Below are 17,030 nucleotides of genomic sequence, written 5' to 3'. Positions count from 1 at the left end.
GATTTCCTGGGCATCGCGGGGGTCGGAATCCGTCGTCGATCTGTGGATGAAACGGTGGACAACCTGTGTTGTACCAGTGGAGAGCGGTGGAAAACTACACGGATGTAACTACTATCCCTTGTGGTCGTTCCGAACGTCCGTCCCTATATGTAGTATTGAACTCCCGGCGGGGTCAGCCAGAGAGCACCTGATCAGAGCAGGGCCAGAATTCGAGGGGAACTGATTCAAAAATGTCGATCACGGTCTACACCAAGCCTTCCTGCGTGCAGTGCAACGCGACCTATCGCGCACTCGACGCCAAGGGCATCGAGTACGAGATCCACGACCTCTCCGAGGACGCTGCGGCGCTCGAGCAGGTCAAGGCGCTGGGCTACATGCAGGCGCCAGTCGTCGTCACCGACGAGGACCACTGGTCGGGCTTCCGTCCCGACAAGATCGACGAACTCGCGTCGCGCCTGGCATAAGAGGCCGGTCGGATCATGAGCGTCGTCGCCACAGCCGCACCGCTCCTGGTCTTCTTCTCGAGCGTCTCCGGCAACACCGCGCGATTCATCGACAAGCTGGGCCTGCGGGCTCGGCGGATCCCCTTGCGCGCGAACGACGAGCCTCTGATCATCGATGAGCCCTTCGTCCTCGTCACCCCCACCTACGGGGGCGGCGAGGGGAGGGGCGTCGAGCGAGGGGCCGTCCCCAAGCAGGTCATCCGGTTCCTCAACGACGAGCGCAACCGACAGAACATCCGCGGAGTGATCTCGGCGGGCAACACCAACTTCGGCGAGTCCTTCTGCCTCGCCGGTGACATCATCAGCCGCAAGTGCCACGTGCCTCACTTGTACCGGCTAGAGATCTTCGGCACACAGGACGATGTCGATCGCGTGACCGACGGATTGGAACGACGGTGGGAACTTCAGTGACCGAGACAGTGGCCTTCAAGGCGAACCCGGCATACGAGGGGCTCGACTACCACGCCCTCAACGCGATGCTGAACCTGTACGACGCGGACGGCAAGATCCAGTTCGACGCCGACAAGCGCGCGGCACGCGAGTACTTCCTGCAGCACGTCAACCAGAACACGGTGTTCTTCCACTCCCTCAAGGAGCGCCTGGACTACCTCGTGGAGAAGGAGTACTACGAGGGCGCCGTCCTCGACAAGTATTCGTTCGAGTTCATCCAGCGCCTGAACGACCTCGCCTACTCGAAGAAGTTCCGCTTCGAGACCTTCCTCGGCGCCTTCAAGTACTACACGAGCTACACGCTGAAGACCTTCGACGGCAAGCGCTACCTCGAGCGCTTCGAGGACCGCGTCGTCATGACGGCCCTCGCCCTCGCGGACGGCGACGAGCAGGTCGCGATCGACCTCGTCGAGGAGATCATCTCCGGTCGCTTCCAGCCGGCCACCCCGACCTTCCTCAACGCGGGCAAGGCGCAGCGCGGCGAGCTCGTCAGCTGCTTCCTGCTGCGCATCGAGGACAACATGGAGTCGATCGCCCGCGGCATCAACTCCGCGCTCCAGCTCTCCAAGCGCGGTGGCGGCGTCGCCCTGCTGCTGTCGAACATCCGCGAGTCCGGTGCTCCGATCAAGCAGATCGAGAACCAGTCCTCCGGCATCATCCCCGTCATGAAGCTCCTCGAAGACAGCTTCAGCTACGCCAACCAGCTCGGAGCCCGTCAGGGCGCCGGTGCCGTCTACCTCAACGCGCACCACCCCGACATCATGCGCTTCCTCGACACCAAGCGCGAGAACGCCGACGAGAAGATCCGCATCAAGACGCTGTCGCTGGGCGTCGTCGTGCCGGACATCACCTTCGAGCTCGCCAAGAACGACGAGGATATGTACCTCTTCTCGCCGTACGACGTCGAGAAGGTCTACGGCGTGCCCTTCGGCGACATCTCGGTCACCGAGAAGTACCGCGAGATGGTCGACGACTCCCGCATCAAGAAGACGAAGATCAACGCGCGCGAGTTCTTCCAGACCATCGCCGAGATCCAGTTCGAGTCTGGCTACCCGTACATCATGTTCGAGGACACGGTGAACAAGGCGAACCCGATCAAGGGCCGCATCAACATGTCGAACCTGTGCAGCGAGATCCTGCAGGTGAACACGCCGACGACGTACAACGAGGACCTCTCGTACGACCAGATCGGCAAGGACATCTCCTGCAACCTCGGCTCGATGAACATCGCGCTGGCGATGGATGGCGGCAACCTCGCCGCCACGGTCGAGACCGCCATCCGCGGGCTCACCGCGGTGAGCAACCAGAGCCACATCGCCTCGGTGCGCTCCATCGAGGACGGCAACGACCGTTCGCACGCGATCGGCCTCGGCCAGATGAACCTGCACGGCTACCTCGCCCGCGAGCACGTCTACTACGGCTCCGAAGAGGGTGTCGACTTCACGAACATCTACTTCTACACGGTGCTGTTCCACGCGCTGCGCGCCTCGAACAAGCTCGCCATCGAGCGCGGCACGACCTTCGACGGCTTCGAGGACTCGACCTACGCGTCCGGTGCGTTCTTCGACAAGTACATCGATCAGGCGTGGGTCCCTGCGACGCAGAAGGTGACCGAGCTCTTCGCCGGCCACCACATCCCGACGCAGGCCGACTGGGTCGAGCTGAAGGAGTCCATCCAGAAGCACGGCATCTACAACCAGAACCTGCAGGCGGTGCCGCCGACCGGCTCGATCTCGTACATCAACAACTCGACGAGCTCGATCCACCCGATCGCCTCGAAGATCGAGATCCGCAAGGAAGGCAAGCTCGGTCGCGTCTACTACCCGGCGGCGTTCATGACGAACGACAACCTGGAGTACTACCAGGACGCCTACGAGATCGGCTACGAGAAGGTCATCGACACCTACGCCGCCGCGACGCAGCACGTCGACCAGGGCCTGTCGCTGACGCTGTTCTTCAAGGACACCGCCACCACGCGCGACATCAACAAGGCGCAGATCTACGCATGGCGCAAGGGCATCAAGACGATCTACTACATCCGTCTCCGTCAGCTGGCGCTCGAGGGCACCGATATGACCGAGTGCGTCTCCTGCATGCTCTGACCCGTCCCTGAACTCGAGAAACGACGAACAATGACTCCCCATCAGCCGCTCAAGCTGGTCGACAGCGTGCAGGCGATCAACTGGAACCGCATCCAGGACGACAAGGACCTCGAGGTCTGGAACCGTCTGGTGAACAACTTCTGGCTGCCCGAGAAGGTGCCGCTGTCCAACGACGTGCAGTCGTGGAACACGCTGACGCCCGAGGAGCAGCTGCTCACGATGCGGGTGTTCACCGGACTGACGCTGCTGGACACGATCCAGGGCACGGTCGGCGCGGTCTCGCTGATCCCTGACGCGATCACCCCGCACGAGGAGGCGGTGTACACGAACATCGCGTTCATGGAGTCCGTGCACGCGAAGAGCTACTCGTCGATCTTCTCGACCCTCGCGTCGACGAAGGAGATCGACGAGGCGTTCCGCTGGTCCACCGAGAACCCGAACCTTCAGAAGAAGGCTCAGATCATCATGGACTACTACCAGGGCGACGACCCGCTCAAGCGCAAGGTCGCCTCCACGCTGCTGGAGTCGTTCCTGTTCTACTCGGGCTTCTACCTGCCGATCTACTGGTCTTCCAAGGCCAAGCTGACGAACACGGCTGATCTCATCCGCCTCATCATCCGCGACGAGGCCGTGCACGGGTACTACATCGGCTACAAGTTCCAGAAGGGGCTCGAGAAGGAGACCGAGGAGCGCCGCCAGGAGCTCAAGGACTACACCTTCAATCTGCTGTTCGAGCTCTACGACAACGAGGTGCAGTACACGCAGGACCTCTACGACGGCGTCGGTCTCACCGAGGACGTCAAGAAGTTCCTGCACTACAACGCCAACAAGGCGCTGATGAACCTCGGCTACGAGGCGATGTTCCCCTCCACCGTCACGAACGTGAACCCGGCGATCCTCTCGGCGCTCTCGCCGAACGCCGACGAGAACCATGACTTCTTCTCGGGGTCGGGTTCGTCGTACGTCATCGGCAAGGCAGAGGCCACGGAAGACGACGACTGGGACTTCTGAGTCGCACAGTGCGCGAAGGGCGGATGCTTGCGGGCATCCGCCCTTCGCCGTTCCCCCGGGACGCATGCCCCGGGGTACCGTTCAGTATGGGAAGACTCAGATACGACGGCACATCCGACCCGATTCCGATCGATGATGTGACGCTCGCTCATCTCAAGGTCGTCATCGCGACGAAGCTGCGCCGCCAGGAGAGCTTCATGATGACGTGGCGTCCGGTGACGGCGGGCGACGACCGGAGGATCACGGTGTGGATCCACCCGGCCATACCGTTGCAGTTCCTCTTCACGGAGGCCGAGCAGCCTCCGATCGAGGCGCGCCGGATCGAGGAACTCATGAGATCCCTCAATGCAACAGGTGAGCTGCTGATCGAGGAGATCCTCGACATGGAGGACGCGGCCTGAACGCCGTTTCCCTGGGAGCCGCACGAGTCGGATCCTCGTGATCGGCGTGCTCTCCGCGTACTCTCGGTGTCAGGAGGTCTGTCATGGGCATGTTCAGCAAGAAGGGCGACGACGCGGTGCTCGCGAAGCTCGCCGAAGCACCGGCGCCGTATCGGGAGATCGGTGAGCGCCTGCACGCGATCATCCGCGAGAACGCCCCGACCCTGGAGCCGCTGCTGCGCTGGGGCATCCCGTTCTATACCCGCGATGGTGAGGATGTCTGCTACATCAAGAGCGGCAAGAACTATCTCGTCTTCGGCTTCGGCGAGGAGATCAACCCTGCGTTCGAGGAGGGTGCGGCCCTGCATCCGGTCGTCTGGAGCGTGACGTCGCTCGACGCCGAGACCGAAGCGCGCATCGCCGAACTGGTGCGCAAGGCCGCAGGCTGACCGGCGAGACGCGTCAGCCCGGATACGGCCGGTCGCGGAGCGCGAGCGCCAGGTGCGCCGCGGTGCGCGCCGCGGTCGTCGTCGCCTGGGCGACCTTCTCCGGCGTCGCATCCAGATCCTTGTAGTCGGTGCCCTGCATCGCCTCGCCGTTCCAGTAGACCGAGCCCTGCGCGGGCACGGTGAAGCCGACGTCGTTCAGCGCCTGGAAGAGGACCGCGGCGATGTGATGCGCGCCGTCCTCGTTCCCGACGATCGCGGCGAGGGCGACCTTGCCGAACAGCGTGGGGCTTCCGCTCGCATCCGTCGCGCCGAGCTCGGCGTCCAGACGCTCGAGCACGCGTTGCGCGATGCTCGAGTGCTGCCCCAGCCACGTCGGGGTCGCGAGCACGAGGATGTCCGCAGCCAGCACGCGTGCACGAAGCTCGGGCCACTCATCGCCCTCGCCCATGTCCGCATCGACTCCAGGCAGGATGCGATGGTCGACGGCCCGGATGCGGTCGCACACCGCGCCGTGCTCGGTGAGCGCCGAGAGGATCTGCTCGCCGAGCACATGCGTGCTCGATCCGGCGGGGGATGGCTTGAGGGTGCAGTTGATCAGCAGTGCGTTCAGCGGCGCGTCCATGGACGGCACGATAGGCGTGCGCCGACCACGGTGCTCAGGGCCTTGACACGGATGCTGCCGAGCCGGAAACCCGAATGGACTAGTTCTTGTGTGCCGCGTAGTACGCCAGCAGAGCCTTCGTCGAAGCGTCCTGCGCGGCCACGGCATCCGCATCGCCCTCGATCGCCGGGGCGATCTGCAGTGCGAGCTGCTTGCCGAGCTCGACACCCCACTGGTCGAAGGAGTTGATGCCCCAGATCGTGCCCTGCGTGAACGTGATGTGCTCGTAGAGGGCGATGAGCTGGCCGAGCACCTCGGGCGTGAGCGCGGCAGCGAAGATCGAGGTGGTCGGCCGGTTGCCCGCGAACGTGCGCGCCGCGACCAGCGCGCCGGTCGTGCCCTCCGCCTCGACCTCCTCGGCGGTCTTGCCGAACGCGAGCGCCTTCGTCTGGGCGAGGAAGTTCGCCAGGAACAGCGCGTGCACATCCTGCCCGCCGTCCTCCAGCGGGTACGCCGAGTTCACGAACGCGATGAAGTCGGCCGGGATCAGCCGGGTGCCCTGGTGGATGAGCTGGTAGAAGGCGTGCTGGCCGTTCGTGCCCGGCTCGCCCCAGAACACCTCACCGGTGTCGGTCGTGACGGGCGTGCCGTCCCAGCGCACCGACTTGCCGTTGGACTCCATGGTGAGCTGCTGCAGGTACGCGGGGAAGCGGCTCAGCTGCTGGGCGTAGGGGAGCACCGCATGCGACTGCGCGCCGAAGAAGTTCACGTACCAGACGTTGAGCAGGCCCATGAGGACGGGGACGTTGCGCTCCAGCGGCGTGGTCCTGACGTGCTCGTCGACGGCGTGGAAGCCGGCGAGGAGGCCTCGGAACGCGTCAGGCCCCAGGGCGATGGCCAATGAGAGGCCGATGGCCGAGTCGACGGAGTAGCGCCCGCCCACCCAGTCCCAGAACCCGAAGGCGTTCTTCGGGTCGATGCCGAAGGCGGCGACCTTGTCCAGAGCGGTGGAGACCGCGACGAAGTGGTGCGCGACGGCATCCGTGCGAGACGCCTCGTCGCTGCCGATCGCCCCGGAGGCCTCGAGCCCCGCCCAGAGCCAGTCACGCGCGAGACGCGCATTGGTCAGGGTCTCCAGCGTCGTGAAGGTCTTCGAGGCCACGATGAACAAGGTCGTCTCGGGGTCGAGGTCGGCCGTCTTCTGCGCGAGATCGGTGGGATCGATGTTGGAGACGAAGCGCGCCTGGATGCCGGCATCCGCGTACGGCTTCAGAGCCTCGTAGACCATGACGGGGCCGAGATCAGAGCCGCCGATGCCGATGTTGACGACGTGGGTGACCTTCTTGCCCGTGACGCCCTGCCATCCGCCCGAGCGCACGCGGTCGGCGAAGGCGCTGAGCGCATCGAGCACCGACTGCACGTCGGCATCCACGTCCTGGCCGTCGACCGTGAGCGACGGCGCAGCCCCGGCAGGACGGCGCAGCGCCGTGTGCAGCACCGCGCGGTCCTCGCTCGTGTTGATGTGCGCGCCGGCGAGCATCGACGCGTAGCGCTCGGCGACGCCCGTCTCGGCGGCGAGGCGCTGCAGGGCTGCGAGCACGTCATCCGTGACGAGGTTCTTCGACAGATCCACATGCAGATCGGCCAGCGGGAGGGAGAGACGCTCCGCGCGGCCTGCATCGGCGGCGAACCAGCCGCGCAGATCGGGCGAGAAGCCGTCCCGGAGCGCGGTGAGCTCGGCCCAGGCGGCAGTGGTGGTGGGGTCGACGGGAGCGGTCATGGATTACACGCTACCGCGAGGCGCGTGAGACCCGCTGACTCCGTTACGCTCGTCGTCCGCCGACGTGTGCAAGGAGGCGAAGCCGTCGAACGGTATCCTTGAAGAAGCGCGTCCCCGACCTCAGGAGTCCCCGATGATCCTCAGCTTCATCCTCTTCCTCGTCCTCTTCCTCGGGGGCATCGTGCTGATGGGCATCGCGCACGGCCTCGCCGACTTCCAGGCGCTCGTGTTCTGCGGCGGTCTGCTGCTCATGTGCCTCTCGCTCGCGTTCATGATGCGCGAGGGACGCTCCGGCGCGACCCGCCGCTCGAACAACTGGGACGGCGGCCCCTCCGCCAGCTGATCCGGCTCGGGCGCACGCCGGCTCATGCCCGGCTCAGGCCCGCTTGGCCAGCCGCGCCTCCAGGTTCGCCCTGACCGCCGGCCACTCCGGCTCGATGACCGAGTACTCCACGCTGTCGCGCAGCGCGCCGTTGCGGTAGCGGCTCATCGCCCGCATCACGCCGTCCTGCTTCGCTCCCAGCCGCTCGATCGCTGCGCGGGACTGGAAATTGACCCATTGCGTGGTCAGGCCGACGCGGAAGACGCCCAGCGTCTCGAAGGCGTGCCGCATGAGCAGGAGCTTCGACTCGGCGTTGGTCCCCGTGCCGTGCGCGGAGGGCCGGTTCCAGGTGTAGCCGATGTGCAGCCGAGGCACGTCTGCGACGAGGTCGTAGTAGGAGGTCAGGCCCAGCACGCGCCCCGCGGCGTCGAAGGCGGTGAAGGGGATCATCCCTCCGGAGGAGACGAGCCCGATCCGTCGATCGATCTCCGCGGCGAGACCCTCGGGGGATGGCACGGAGGTGTACCAGGCGTTCTTCCAGAGATCGCCCTCCTGGAGAGCGTCGAGCAGGCCGTCGTGATGCGCCGCCTCCAACGGGCGCAGCTCGACCAGGCGGCCGGTGAGGGTGACAGGGGCAGGGGACTGCGAGAAGGCCATATCGCCATTCAACCAGCCGCACGCGGGGGGAGCGGATCGCGCGGCCCGGCCTCCGGTCGTTCCCGGGATCCTGTGATTCGTCTACGCTGTTTCCATGCCTGTCCTCTCGCTGCTCATCATCGCGTTGATGATCGGCGCGCTGATCGACATCATCACCAGAGACAGCTCGCAGGTGCGGTTCCTGCCGAAGATGGCCTGGATCATCCTCGTCATCCTCCTCCCGCTCATCGGCAGCATCCTCTGGTTCGCCCTCGGGCGGGAGTGGGGCGACTCGGGGATCAGCGTGCCGAGGATGCCGCGACCGAATCGCGCGCCCCGACCGTCGCCCAGGGATCAGATCGCCCCCGCTCCTCCCGTCGACACCCGCACCACCGAGCAGCAGATCGCCGATCTCGACCGCGAGATCGAGGAGTGGCGACTGCGCGCGGAGATCGAGAAGCGCCGGCGAGAGACCGACGGCCAGTAGAGACGGGTCATGCCGGCTCGACGCGGTCGAGGCACTCGCGAAGAGCGGGCTCCAGCTCGGGATAGCGGAACGCATACCCGGCCTCGACCAATCGCTCCGGCAGCACCCAGCGGCTCTTGAGCACCAGCTCGGTCTCGGTGCGGATGCCGATCGCGCCGATCTCCAGCATCCACCTCGGCATCGGCGGGCCGAACGGCACCCCGAGAACCCTGCGCACGCTCGCCATGAACCCCGCGTTGTCCACCGGATTCGGGGAGGCTGCGTTCACCGGGCCCTCGAGCTCCGGGTGCTCCTCCAGAAAGTCGATGATGCCCGCGACGTCGTCGATGTGCACCCAGCTGAACCGCTGGCGGCCGCGGCCACTGCCGCGCAGATGCGCCGTGCCCGCCTCGCGGCGTCGACGGGTGGTCGGCCACCAGCCGTCGTGCTGCGCTCCGCCGAGACCGAGACGTGCGAGCGTCTTCAGGGGACCGAGGACCCCGCCGTGACCGAGGACGATCGCCGAGCGCAGGGCGACACGCCTCGTCGAGGGGAGCGGCTCTGCGAACAGCGCCTGCTCCCAGGCCTTCGCCACCTCGACCGAGAAACCCGCCCCGATCTCTCCGGAGGCCTCCGTCATCGCGCGGTCCTCGGCGTGGCGGTAGATGGTCGCGGTCGAGGAGTTGACCCAGAGCGCAGGGGGACGCTCGGCGATCGAGATGGCATGAGCGAGCGCCGCCGTCGTCCGACCGCGTGACGAGAAGATCTCCGCTCTGTTCTGCGGGGTGTACCGGCAGTTGACGCTCTTGCCCGCGAGCCCGATGACGAGGTCGGCGCCGTCGACAGCGGCGGCGATGCCTGCCTCGTCCTCCCAGCCGAGATCTGCACCCGAGCGGGAGATCGTCACGACGTCGCGCCCGGCCTCCCGGTAGCGGTCGACGAGATGGCGGCCCATGAACCCGGAGGAGCCTCCGATCACGACGCGTCCGGCGGTCATCGTTCCTGCTCGATGCGGTAGTCGAACGACCCTGCGTACTCGTAGACGAGACCCAGCAACGGCATCCTGATCTTCAGCGACACCCGCTGACGTCCCGAAGCGTCGTCGAACCGCTCCGTGAGCGTCACCACGGGCGAGATCCAGCCCGGTGCACGGAACCGCAGCCGGCCGAGCCTCAGCCCCACGGCGCGGCTTCTCAACCGCAGCGCTCCGGCCTGCACGTGGACGTCGAAGCTCGCCGCGAACAGCGGCGGCTCGCCGAGCTCATCGACCAGCCGTCCGTGCGTCTTCACGGCCACCGCATCCCGCATGATCCAGTCGCCGAAGGGCAGCCGGAACACCCGGTCCGCGACGGCGCGCCCAGCCACGGTCCGGTTCTCGATGCGGAAGGGGACGTCACGGTACCAGCCCGCGACGAGGATGCCTCTGCGCTGCAGCGGATACAGCAGGGGATGCAGCCACCGCCGCGGTGTGCCCACCTGGTCGAAGACGCCTTCTCCGACACCGACCATGCCCTCGTCGATCCCGGAGAAGTACTGACGCAGTTCGGGATGCAGCTCGGCTGCTCTCGCTCCGAGCGCTCGCGTGTACGGGGAGCGGGAGGGATGCCTCATGTCCTCGAGCGTAGCGCCGAGGCGCCGTGGGAGTGCAGGCCTAGCGCTCGCGCAGCCGCACGAGGCGTTCGTGGCCGGTCTCCTCGAGCTCGGCGATCGCCTCCCGCGACTTCAGGAAGTCCGAGAAGGACCGGTGCCCGAGGGCCTTCTCGCTGAAGGAGGGATCCATCCGGCGCATCTGGGTCTTCACCGCCGAGCTGTGCAGCCAGTCGTCCGCGTCCGCCTTGTCATGACCGAGCCGCAGCGCCCGCTCGAGGAGCTGGGTGGCCTCCGCCTGCTCGTCGACGGTCGGTGGCTCCGGCTCAGCGGGCTTGGGCTTGCGGGTCCTGGTCTTCGTCGCGGTCTTCGGCTTGACCGCCGCATCCACGACGGGCTCCGCAACCGGCGCCACGGGCTCCGGCGCCGCCTTCGGCGCGGGGCGGACGACACCCGGCAGCGAGTCGTAGGACTCGAACTCGTCGCACGCCGCAGCCAGCGATTTCGCCGTCGAGCCCGACACCCCGACGCCGACGACATAGCGTCCGAGCCGCTTGCACCGCTGGGCGAGCGGCACGTAGTCGCTGTCGCCGGCCACGATGACCACGTGCGTGAGGTCGGGCAGGCGGAACATGTCCTCGACGGCATCCACGGCGAGACGGATGTCCGCGCCGTTCTTGGCGTAGGCGGCCGCGGGGAACAGCTGCACGAGGTCGACGGCGCGCGCGACGAGCTGCGAGCGGTACTCGGCGTTCACGGGAGCGGACCAGTCGGCGTACGCCCTGGTGAGCACGAGCGTGCCGAACGAGGATGCGTAGTCGATGATCGCCCCGACCTCGATCATCGCGGCGCGCAGGCGCTCGGCGACCTCTGGATCGTTGGGGCTCTCTGCGATCCGCTGCCTGTCCTTGCCATAGGCGTTGCGGCCGTGCACGCGGTCGTACCAGGAGATCACGATGTTGTCGAAGTCGAGGTAGACCGCGACCCTGGTGTTCTGCGGGTCAGCCATCGGAGCGCTCCTCACTGGGGTAACGGACCCCGATCTGGGCGCGGATCTCATCGAGGGTGCCCATGATCCCCACCGTCTCGTCGAGCGTGAGCACATCGCCCTCGAGCAGGCCCTCGGCGACGAAGCGTTCGGCGGCGATCGCCTGGTACTGCATCCCGCGACCCTCCGTCGCGCCGTCGAAGCTCTCGCGCACGGTTCCGTCGGGAGTGACGACGCGGAAGGTGGTCGGGGTGTACCAGACGCGGTCGATGTCGATGCGGGCCTCGGTGCCGATGATGGCTGCGGCGTTCGGCCCCGCGCCCCTGGACGAGGAGAGCGATGTGCTCACCGTGCCGCCGGCGTGGGTCATGACGGTCGCGACCTCGGCATCGGCGCCGGTGTCACCGAGACGGGCGACCGCCTTGATGGTCTCCGGTGCGCCGAGCACGCTCCAGATGAACGAGATCGGGTAGATGCCGAGGTCGAGCAGCGCTCCACCGCCGAGCTCGAGAGCGTTCAGACGATGGGCGGGGTCGGCGCTGATGCGCTGGGTGTGATCGGCGGTGACGGCGCGGATCTCGCCGAGCGCGCCCTCGGCCAGGATCTCTCTGATGCGCACCATGTGCGGGAGATACCTCGTCCACATGGCCTCCATGAGCAGCAGGCCCCGGTCGCGGGCGAGCGTCCTGAGCTCCTCCGCCTCAGCCCGGTTCAGCGTGAAAGGCTTCTCGACGAGGACGTGCTTGCCGTGCTCGAGGGCGAGGCGTGCACCGTCGATGTGCAGCGGGTGCGGCGTCGAGACGTAGATGATGTCGACGCCGGGGTCGGAGACGAGGGACTCGTAGGAGGGATGCGCGGCGGCGATGCCGAAGCGTTCGGCGAAGGCGTCTGCCGACTCCTGGCTGCGCGACCCCACGGCGACGAGGTCGAGACCCGCCGTGCGCAGATCAGAGGCGAAGGAGGCGGCGATGCCGCCGGTGGCGAGGATTCCCCAACGAAGACCGGTCATGCCTTCAGCGTAGCGGGCGGCCTCCGACACGGCGCCGCCCGCTACGGCTCAGCCCACTGTTGTGAGGGCGTGCTGCGAGACGAGCGGGAAGACCTGCTCCGCGATGCGCTCGAGCTCCTCGTCCAGCGGCGAGGACTGGATGAGCAGCAGCGTGATGCCGGCTTCCGCATAGGCGTCGATGCGCTCCGCGACCTGCTCCGGCGTGCCGACGAGGTTCGGGCGCAGACCCCTGGTGCCCACCGAGTACTCGCGCTTGGAGACCTCCAGCGACAGGTTCGAGTTCGCCAGGAACTGCTCGAACGAGGCGTAACCAGGCGAGTTCTCATCGACGGTCGTGATCCGCTCCAGCTCCCGCTGCGCCTCGGCCTCGGTATCGCGGACGATGACGTAGGCGGGCATGCCGAACTCGGCGATCGGCCGGCCGTGCAGGCGCTCAGAGCGCGCGTTCATGTCTGACACGTTGCGGCGCACCTCATCGAGGGTTCCGCCGTGCATGACGTACGCATCAGCGAAGTCGGCGATCGCTTCACGTCCGGCGTCGCTCTCGCCGCCGGCGAAGACCACCGGGTGCGAGCCGGGCTTCGGCTCGACGATCGTGCCATCCAGCTCGTAGTGCTCTCCCGCGAACGAGAACGGCGTCCTCTCCCAGAGCCCGTTGAGCACATCCACGAACTCCTTCGCCTGCACATAGCGCTCGTCGTGCGTCGTGAACGTTCCTCCGAACTGGCGCGCCTCCTCCGCCCACCACGCGGCGACGACGTTGAGGGCGACACGCCCCGGCGCGATGCTGTCCAGCGTCCCGACGGTCTTGGCGAGGACCGCGGGCAGGTGGAATCCCGGCCGCACGGCCGTCATCACACGCAGCCGCTCGGTCACGGCGAGGATCGCTGCCGAGAGCGACCACGCCTCCAGGCTCGGGGCGTCGGTGCCCTTGCGGTCGTTGAGGTAGAGCTCGGGGACCAGGGTGGTGTGGAAGCCGAGACGATCGGCCTTGACGGACACCTCACGGATGTACTCCCAGGTCGCCGCCATGCGGCCCTCGTCCGTGACGTTGCGGAGGAACCCGCCGTAGACCGGGGTCCAGTATCCGAGGTTGATGGCCATGATTCTCCCGTCAGGCGTGCGCGAGGGCGCGGTCGAGGTCGGCGATGAGGTCCGCGGGGTCTTCGAGCCCGGCGGAGAGGCGGATGGTGTTCAGGCTGATGCCGGCGACGGCGCGCTGCGCGGGCGACAGGTGCGAGTGGGTCATGGACGCCGGGTGCGCGACGAGGCTGCGGGCATCCCCGATGTTCGCGACGAGGCGGAAGACCTTCAGGCCGTCGATCACGCGCGCCACGCGATCCAGCGCATCGTCGTCCTCTGCGCCGAGGAGATCGAAGGAGAACACCGAGGGGACGCCGCGCGGCAGGTAGCGCTCGGCGAGGTCGTGCCAGCGATTGCCCGGCAGGCCTGGATGGTGCACGGCAGCCGTTTTCGGATGCTCGGCGAGGAAGCGGGCGACCTCGAGCGCCGTCGCGGACTGGCGGGCGACGCGCAGATCGAGCGTCTCGACGCCCTGCAGGATCTGCCAGGCGTTGAACGGCGAGAGCGAGGGGCCGAGGTCGTGCACGTACTTCGACTTCACGAGCGCGCCGAAGGCGAAGCCCTGGCCGAAACGCTCCCACAGCACGAGCTCGCCCAGCCGCGGGTAAGGCCGGGTGAACTGCGGCCAGCGCTCGGGCTCCGCGCCGAAATCGAACGTCCCGAGATCGACGACGACGCCGCCGAGCGATGTTCCGTGGCCGGAGAGGAACTTCGTCGCCGAGTGCACGACGAAGTCGGCCCCGTGCTCGCCCGGCCGCACGAGATACGGAGTGCCGACGGTGTTGTCGATGACGAGGGGGACACCTGCCTCGTGTGCGATGTCCGCCAGCAGACGGATGTCGAGCACCTGTGCGATGGGATTGGCGACCGACTCGGCGAACACCGCGCGCGTCTCGGGCCGGAGGGCGGCGCGCCACGCCGCCGCGTCGTCCTGATCGACGAAGGTCACGGCGATGCCGAAGTCCTCGAAGGTGTCCTGCAGCAGATCGACCGTTCCGCCGTACAGCTGTTCGGCGGCGACGATGTGACCACCGCGGCCGACGAGGGCGAGGAGCGTCACCGCGACGGCGGCCTGCCCCGATGCGACTGCGGCAGCGGAGACGCCACCCTCCAGGGCGGTGATGCGCTCCTCCAGGAGCAGCTGGGTCGGACTCGCGCTCCGGCTGTACAGGTTGCCTGGCTTGCGCAGCGCGAAGATGTCCGCTGCATCCGACAGCGAGGCGAATTCGTACGCCGCCGTCTGATAGATCGGCGGGACCGCCGTGTTCTGCGGCGTCGCTGTGATGAACCCCGCCTGGACCTGATCGGTCGCGAACGCGGTCACGCCCGCACCTCGCTGGTGACGTCCGCGCGGCGGAGGATCGCGGCGCGCACATCGCCGGTGCGAAGGCGCTCCAGCCACTGCACGAGCGCCGCGGCGACGCTGCGGTGCTGCTGGTCGTTCAGCGCATCATGCAGGCCGTCCACCGTCTCCACGAGCTCGAGGTCCGCGATCGACGAGAGCGCCTCCGCTGCTGCTCCGAAGGGCGACACCTCATCCGCTCCGCCGTGCACGGCGAGAACCGGCACGCGGATGCCTTCCAGCGCCGACGCGGCGGGGAGCGCCTCGACGACCGACGTGGCGGTCCTCGCCTCCGGTGTGCCGAGCACGCCCAGATGCAGGGGGCATGCGGTGCGCTGCGTGTCGGAGGGCTGCGCGGCGGAGGGATCCACGAGGGTCCCGGCGACGACGGCGCCCTCCGCGGTGGCGCCCTCGGCGAGCACGCGCAGGACTCCGGCGGCCCCGGCATCCGATCCGATCAGCACCCGCGGCGCATCCGCTGCCTCGGCGAGCCATCCCGCCGCCGCATCCGCACCGGATTCGAAGACCGCGACGAGGTAGCCGTCGGCGCTCAGACGGCGCCCGAAGCGCTCGTACACCGGAGCGAGCTCTCCGCGCCCGGTGACGACGGCGAGGGTGCCCCGCACGCGTGCGGGGGGCGTCCAGATGGTGCGGGGCTGTGCGGTGCTGGTCATGCGCTACATCTTCCACGGCCGACGCGGCGCCGGCCTCGGCATGTGTCGAACTGTTGCAGTTCATGTCACTCCGCTTCGACATGCTTGGCGAGAGCTGTCCGCTCCTCCTAGCTTCCTTTCCATGACCCTTCGCCTCCGACTGCTCCCGGCAGCCGCCCTCACCGTCGCAGCACTCGCCGTCTCCGGCTGCGCCGCGTCCCAGCCCACGTCCGGATCCTCGGACGCCGCGAGCTCTCTGACCTGGGGGTGGAACCTGCCAACCAGCTGGGATCCGGTCACCTCCACCGCGGGATGGGACACGCACGCGCTCGCGCTCGTGTACGACGGGCTCACGCAGCTCGACACGGATGGCGAGGTCGTGCCAGGGCTCGCCGAGACGTGGGAGTACAACGCCGACGGGACGCAGGTCACGTTCCATCTCCGCGAGGACGCCTCCTTCAGCGACGGTTCGCCGGTGACCGCGGATGCCGTGAAGCAGAACCTCGAACGCGGCCGCGATCAGGAGAACTCCACGCTCGCCGGGCAGCTGAAGATCGTCACCGCCGTCGACGCCCCTGACGAGCAGACCGTGGTCGTGCACCTCGATCAGGCCGACTACCAGGTGCCGTCGCTGTTCGCCGGCAAGACCGGGTTCATCGTCAACCCGGCAGCCTTCGACGACGTCGACGCCCTCGCCACCCAGCCGGAGGGCGCGGGTCCCTTCGAGCTGACCGAGTACGTCCCCAACGGCCGTGCCGACCTCGTCAAGAACGAGGAGTACTGGAACGCCGATCACATCTTCATCGACGACTTCTCGATCGTCCCCGTCACGGACGACGCCACCGTGGTCGCGGGTGTCACATCGGGTCAGTGGGATGTGGCGATCGTGCCGCCGTCCCAGGTGGAGGCTGCAGAGGCGGCCTCCCTGGAGGTCGAGACGATCAACGCGCTCACCGTGCGGGCCCTCGACGTGAACAGCACCGTGGCGCCGTTCGATGACCAGCGCGTCCTGCAGGCGATCAGCCATGCGACAGACCGGCAGGCGCTCATCGACGCCGCCTACTTCGGACAGGGGACGCCGAACTGGCAGCCCTTCCCCGAGGGCTACTACGCGCACAACGAGGAGCTCGACGACCTCTACCCGCACGACGTCGACACCGCGACCGCGCTGCTGACCGAGGCGGGATACCCGGACGGGCTCGACCTCACGCTCACCCTCGGCGAGGCGGACACCGCGCTCGCAGAGGTCCTGCAGGCGCAATGGGCCGAGGCGGGCATCCGGATCACGCTCGACGTGCAGCCGGCGACCGCGATCGCGCAGAACTACGTGCAGCGCACCTTCCCCTTCGTGCTCGACAGCTACTCCGGCCGGCAGTCGCCGCTGCAGGGGCTGGAAGTCCTCTACGGCCCCGAGGGGCTGATGAACCTCGGGAAGCAGACCCCGCAGGAGCTGACCGACGCGATCAACGCCGCGCGCGCCACCCCGACCGATGCCGCCGACTACGCCGAGAAGGTGCAGGCCGCGGTGAAGATCGGCGTCGAGCTGCAGCCGAACACGTTCCTGTTCAGCTGGCCGCGCATCCTCATCCGCGACTCCAGCGTGACCGGCATCCAGCACTGGCTCGACGTGCAGCGCTGGGAAGATGTCAAGGTCGAGGGCTGATCACC

19 protein-coding genes are annotated in these 17,030 nt (G+C 67.5%); 9 read left to right on the top strand and 10 right to left on the bottom strand.

The annotated features are described in order from the left end of the window. The first annotated feature begins 230 nt into the window (after positions 1-230). From nrdH to ACWGJP_RS00865, 6 genes are all read left to right on the top strand, one after another. Complete coding sequence (gene nrdH / locus ACWGJP_RS00890; protein ID WP_452327863.1) at positions 231-464, top strand: glutaredoxin-like protein NrdH; 234 nt, start codon at positions 231-233, stop codon at positions 462-464. 15 nt (positions 465-479) lie between these two features. Beyond that, entirely contained in the window at positions 480-914 is a 435-nt protein-coding gene (gene nrdI / locus ACWGJP_RS00885; RefSeq protein ID WP_452327862.1) for a class Ib ribonucleoside-diphosphate reductase assembly flavoprotein NrdI, read from the top strand. Next, positions 911-3,055, top strand: a complete 2,145-nt coding sequence (gene nrdE / locus ACWGJP_RS00880; protein WP_452327861.1) for a class 1b ribonucleoside-diphosphate reductase subunit alpha — start codon at positions 911-913, stop codon at positions 3,053-3,055. Before nrdI ends, nrdE begins: the two co-directional genes overlap by 4 nt. Positions 3,056-3,085: 30 nt before the next feature. After that, a complete protein-coding gene (gene nrdF, locus ACWGJP_RS00875; RefSeq protein ID WP_452327860.1) occupies positions 3,086-4,066 on the top strand; it encodes a class 1b ribonucleoside-diphosphate reductase subunit beta in 981 nt (326 codons plus the stop codon). An 86-nt stretch (positions 4,067-4,152) separates the two neighbouring features. Beyond that, complete coding sequence (locus ACWGJP_RS00870) at positions 4,153-4,467, top strand: DUF7882 family protein (RefSeq protein ID WP_452327859.1); 315 nt, start codon at positions 4,153-4,155, stop codon at positions 4,465-4,467. Between the two features lie 83 nt (positions 4,468-4,550). Continuing rightward, on the top strand, positions 4,551-4,895 hold the full coding sequence (locus tag ACWGJP_RS00865; RefSeq protein WP_452327858.1) for a DUF1801 domain-containing protein: 345 nt from the start codon (positions 4,551-4,553) through the stop codon (positions 4,893-4,895). A gap of 13 nt (positions 4,896-4,908) precedes the next feature. Here ACWGJP_RS00865 and ACWGJP_RS00860 read toward each other — a convergent pair whose 3' ends face one another. Both ACWGJP_RS00860 and pgi read right to left on the bottom strand, forming a co-directional pair. Beyond that, positions 4,909-5,517, bottom strand: coding sequence for a flavodoxin family protein (locus ACWGJP_RS00860; RefSeq protein ID WP_452327857.1), 609 nt, complete (start codon positions 5,515-5,517; stop codon positions 4,909-4,911). Positions 5,518-5,596: 79 nt separating this feature from the next. After that, the gene (pgi, locus tag ACWGJP_RS00855; protein WP_452327856.1) at positions 5,597-7,276 is read right to left on the bottom strand and encodes a glucose-6-phosphate isomerase; all 1,680 of its coding nucleotides are present in this window, start codon (positions 7,274-7,276) and stop codon (positions 5,597-5,599) included. Positions 7,277-7,409: 133 nt separating this feature from the next. Here pgi and ACWGJP_RS00850 point away from each other — a divergent pair, with 133 nt between their 5' ends. Beyond that, positions 7,410-7,619 (top strand): hypothetical protein, encoded by a 210-nt coding sequence (locus ACWGJP_RS00850; RefSeq protein WP_452327855.1) that lies wholly within the window; start codon positions 7,410-7,412, stop codon positions 7,617-7,619. A 33-nt stretch (positions 7,620-7,652) separates the two neighbouring features. Here the strand turns inward: ACWGJP_RS00850 and ACWGJP_RS00845 are convergent, their stop codons facing one another. After that, entirely contained in the window at positions 7,653-8,255 is a 603-nt protein-coding gene (locus tag ACWGJP_RS00845; protein WP_452327854.1) for a GNAT family N-acetyltransferase, read from the bottom strand. A 94-nt stretch (positions 8,256-8,349) separates the two neighbouring features. Between ACWGJP_RS00845 and ACWGJP_RS00840 the strand changes: the two genes are divergently transcribed. Beyond that, positions 8,350-8,721, top strand: coding sequence for a PLDc N-terminal domain-containing protein (locus ACWGJP_RS00840; RefSeq protein ID WP_452327853.1), 372 nt, complete (start codon positions 8,350-8,352; stop codon positions 8,719-8,721). A 7-nt stretch (positions 8,722-8,728) separates the two neighbouring features. Here the strand turns inward: ACWGJP_RS00840 and ACWGJP_RS00835 are convergent, their stop codons facing one another. The 7 genes from ACWGJP_RS00835 to ACWGJP_RS00805 are packed head-to-tail and all read right to left on the bottom strand — an operon-like array spanning position 8,729 to position 15,383. Continuing rightward, positions 8,729-9,697 (bottom strand): epimerase, encoded by a 969-nt coding sequence (locus ACWGJP_RS00835; protein WP_452327852.1) that lies wholly within the window; start codon positions 9,695-9,697, stop codon positions 8,729-8,731. Then, positions 9,694-10,311 (bottom strand): DUF4166 domain-containing protein, encoded by a 618-nt coding sequence (locus ACWGJP_RS00830; protein WP_452327851.1) that lies wholly within the window; start codon positions 10,309-10,311, stop codon positions 9,694-9,696. Before ACWGJP_RS00830 ends, ACWGJP_RS00835 begins: the two co-directional genes overlap by 4 nt. A 40-nt stretch (positions 10,312-10,351) precedes the next feature. Then, entirely contained in the window at positions 10,352-11,296 is a 945-nt protein-coding gene (locus tag ACWGJP_RS00825; protein ID WP_452327850.1) for an NYN domain-containing protein, read from the bottom strand. Continuing rightward, positions 11,289-12,284: a Gfo/Idh/MocA family protein gene (locus ACWGJP_RS00820; RefSeq protein WP_452327849.1), complete on the bottom strand. Its 996-nt coding sequence runs from the start codon at positions 12,282-12,284 to the stop codon at positions 11,289-11,291. The genes ACWGJP_RS00825 and ACWGJP_RS00820 overlap by 8 nt, the downstream gene beginning before the upstream one ends. A 48-nt stretch (positions 12,285-12,332) precedes the next feature. Then, on the bottom strand, positions 12,333-13,388 hold the full coding sequence (locus ACWGJP_RS00815; protein ID WP_452327848.1) for an LLM class flavin-dependent oxidoreductase: 1,056 nt from the start codon (positions 13,386-13,388) through the stop codon (positions 12,333-12,335). A gap of 10 nt (positions 13,389-13,398) precedes the next feature. Beyond that, complete coding sequence (locus tag ACWGJP_RS00810; protein WP_452327847.1) at positions 13,399-14,691, bottom strand: O-acetylhomoserine aminocarboxypropyltransferase/cysteine synthase family protein; 1,293 nt, start codon at positions 14,689-14,691, stop codon at positions 13,399-13,401. Then, positions 14,688-15,383: an alpha/beta hydrolase gene (locus ACWGJP_RS00805; protein WP_452327846.1), complete on the bottom strand. Its 696-nt coding sequence runs from the start codon at positions 15,381-15,383 to the stop codon at positions 14,688-14,690. Before ACWGJP_RS00805 ends, ACWGJP_RS00810 begins: the two co-directional genes overlap by 4 nt. 121 nt (positions 15,384-15,504) lie before the next feature. Here ACWGJP_RS00805 and ACWGJP_RS00800 point away from each other — a divergent pair, with 121 nt between their 5' ends. Then, entirely contained in the window at positions 15,505-17,025 is a 1,521-nt protein-coding gene (locus tag ACWGJP_RS00800) for an ABC transporter substrate-binding protein (protein ID WP_452327845.1), read from the top strand. The last annotated feature ends 5 nt before the right edge of the window (positions 17,026-17,030 follow it).

Source organism: Microbacterium sp. NPDC055903 (assembly GCF_053615555.1).
This window is presented reverse-complemented; position numbering and strand designations above follow the sequence as displayed.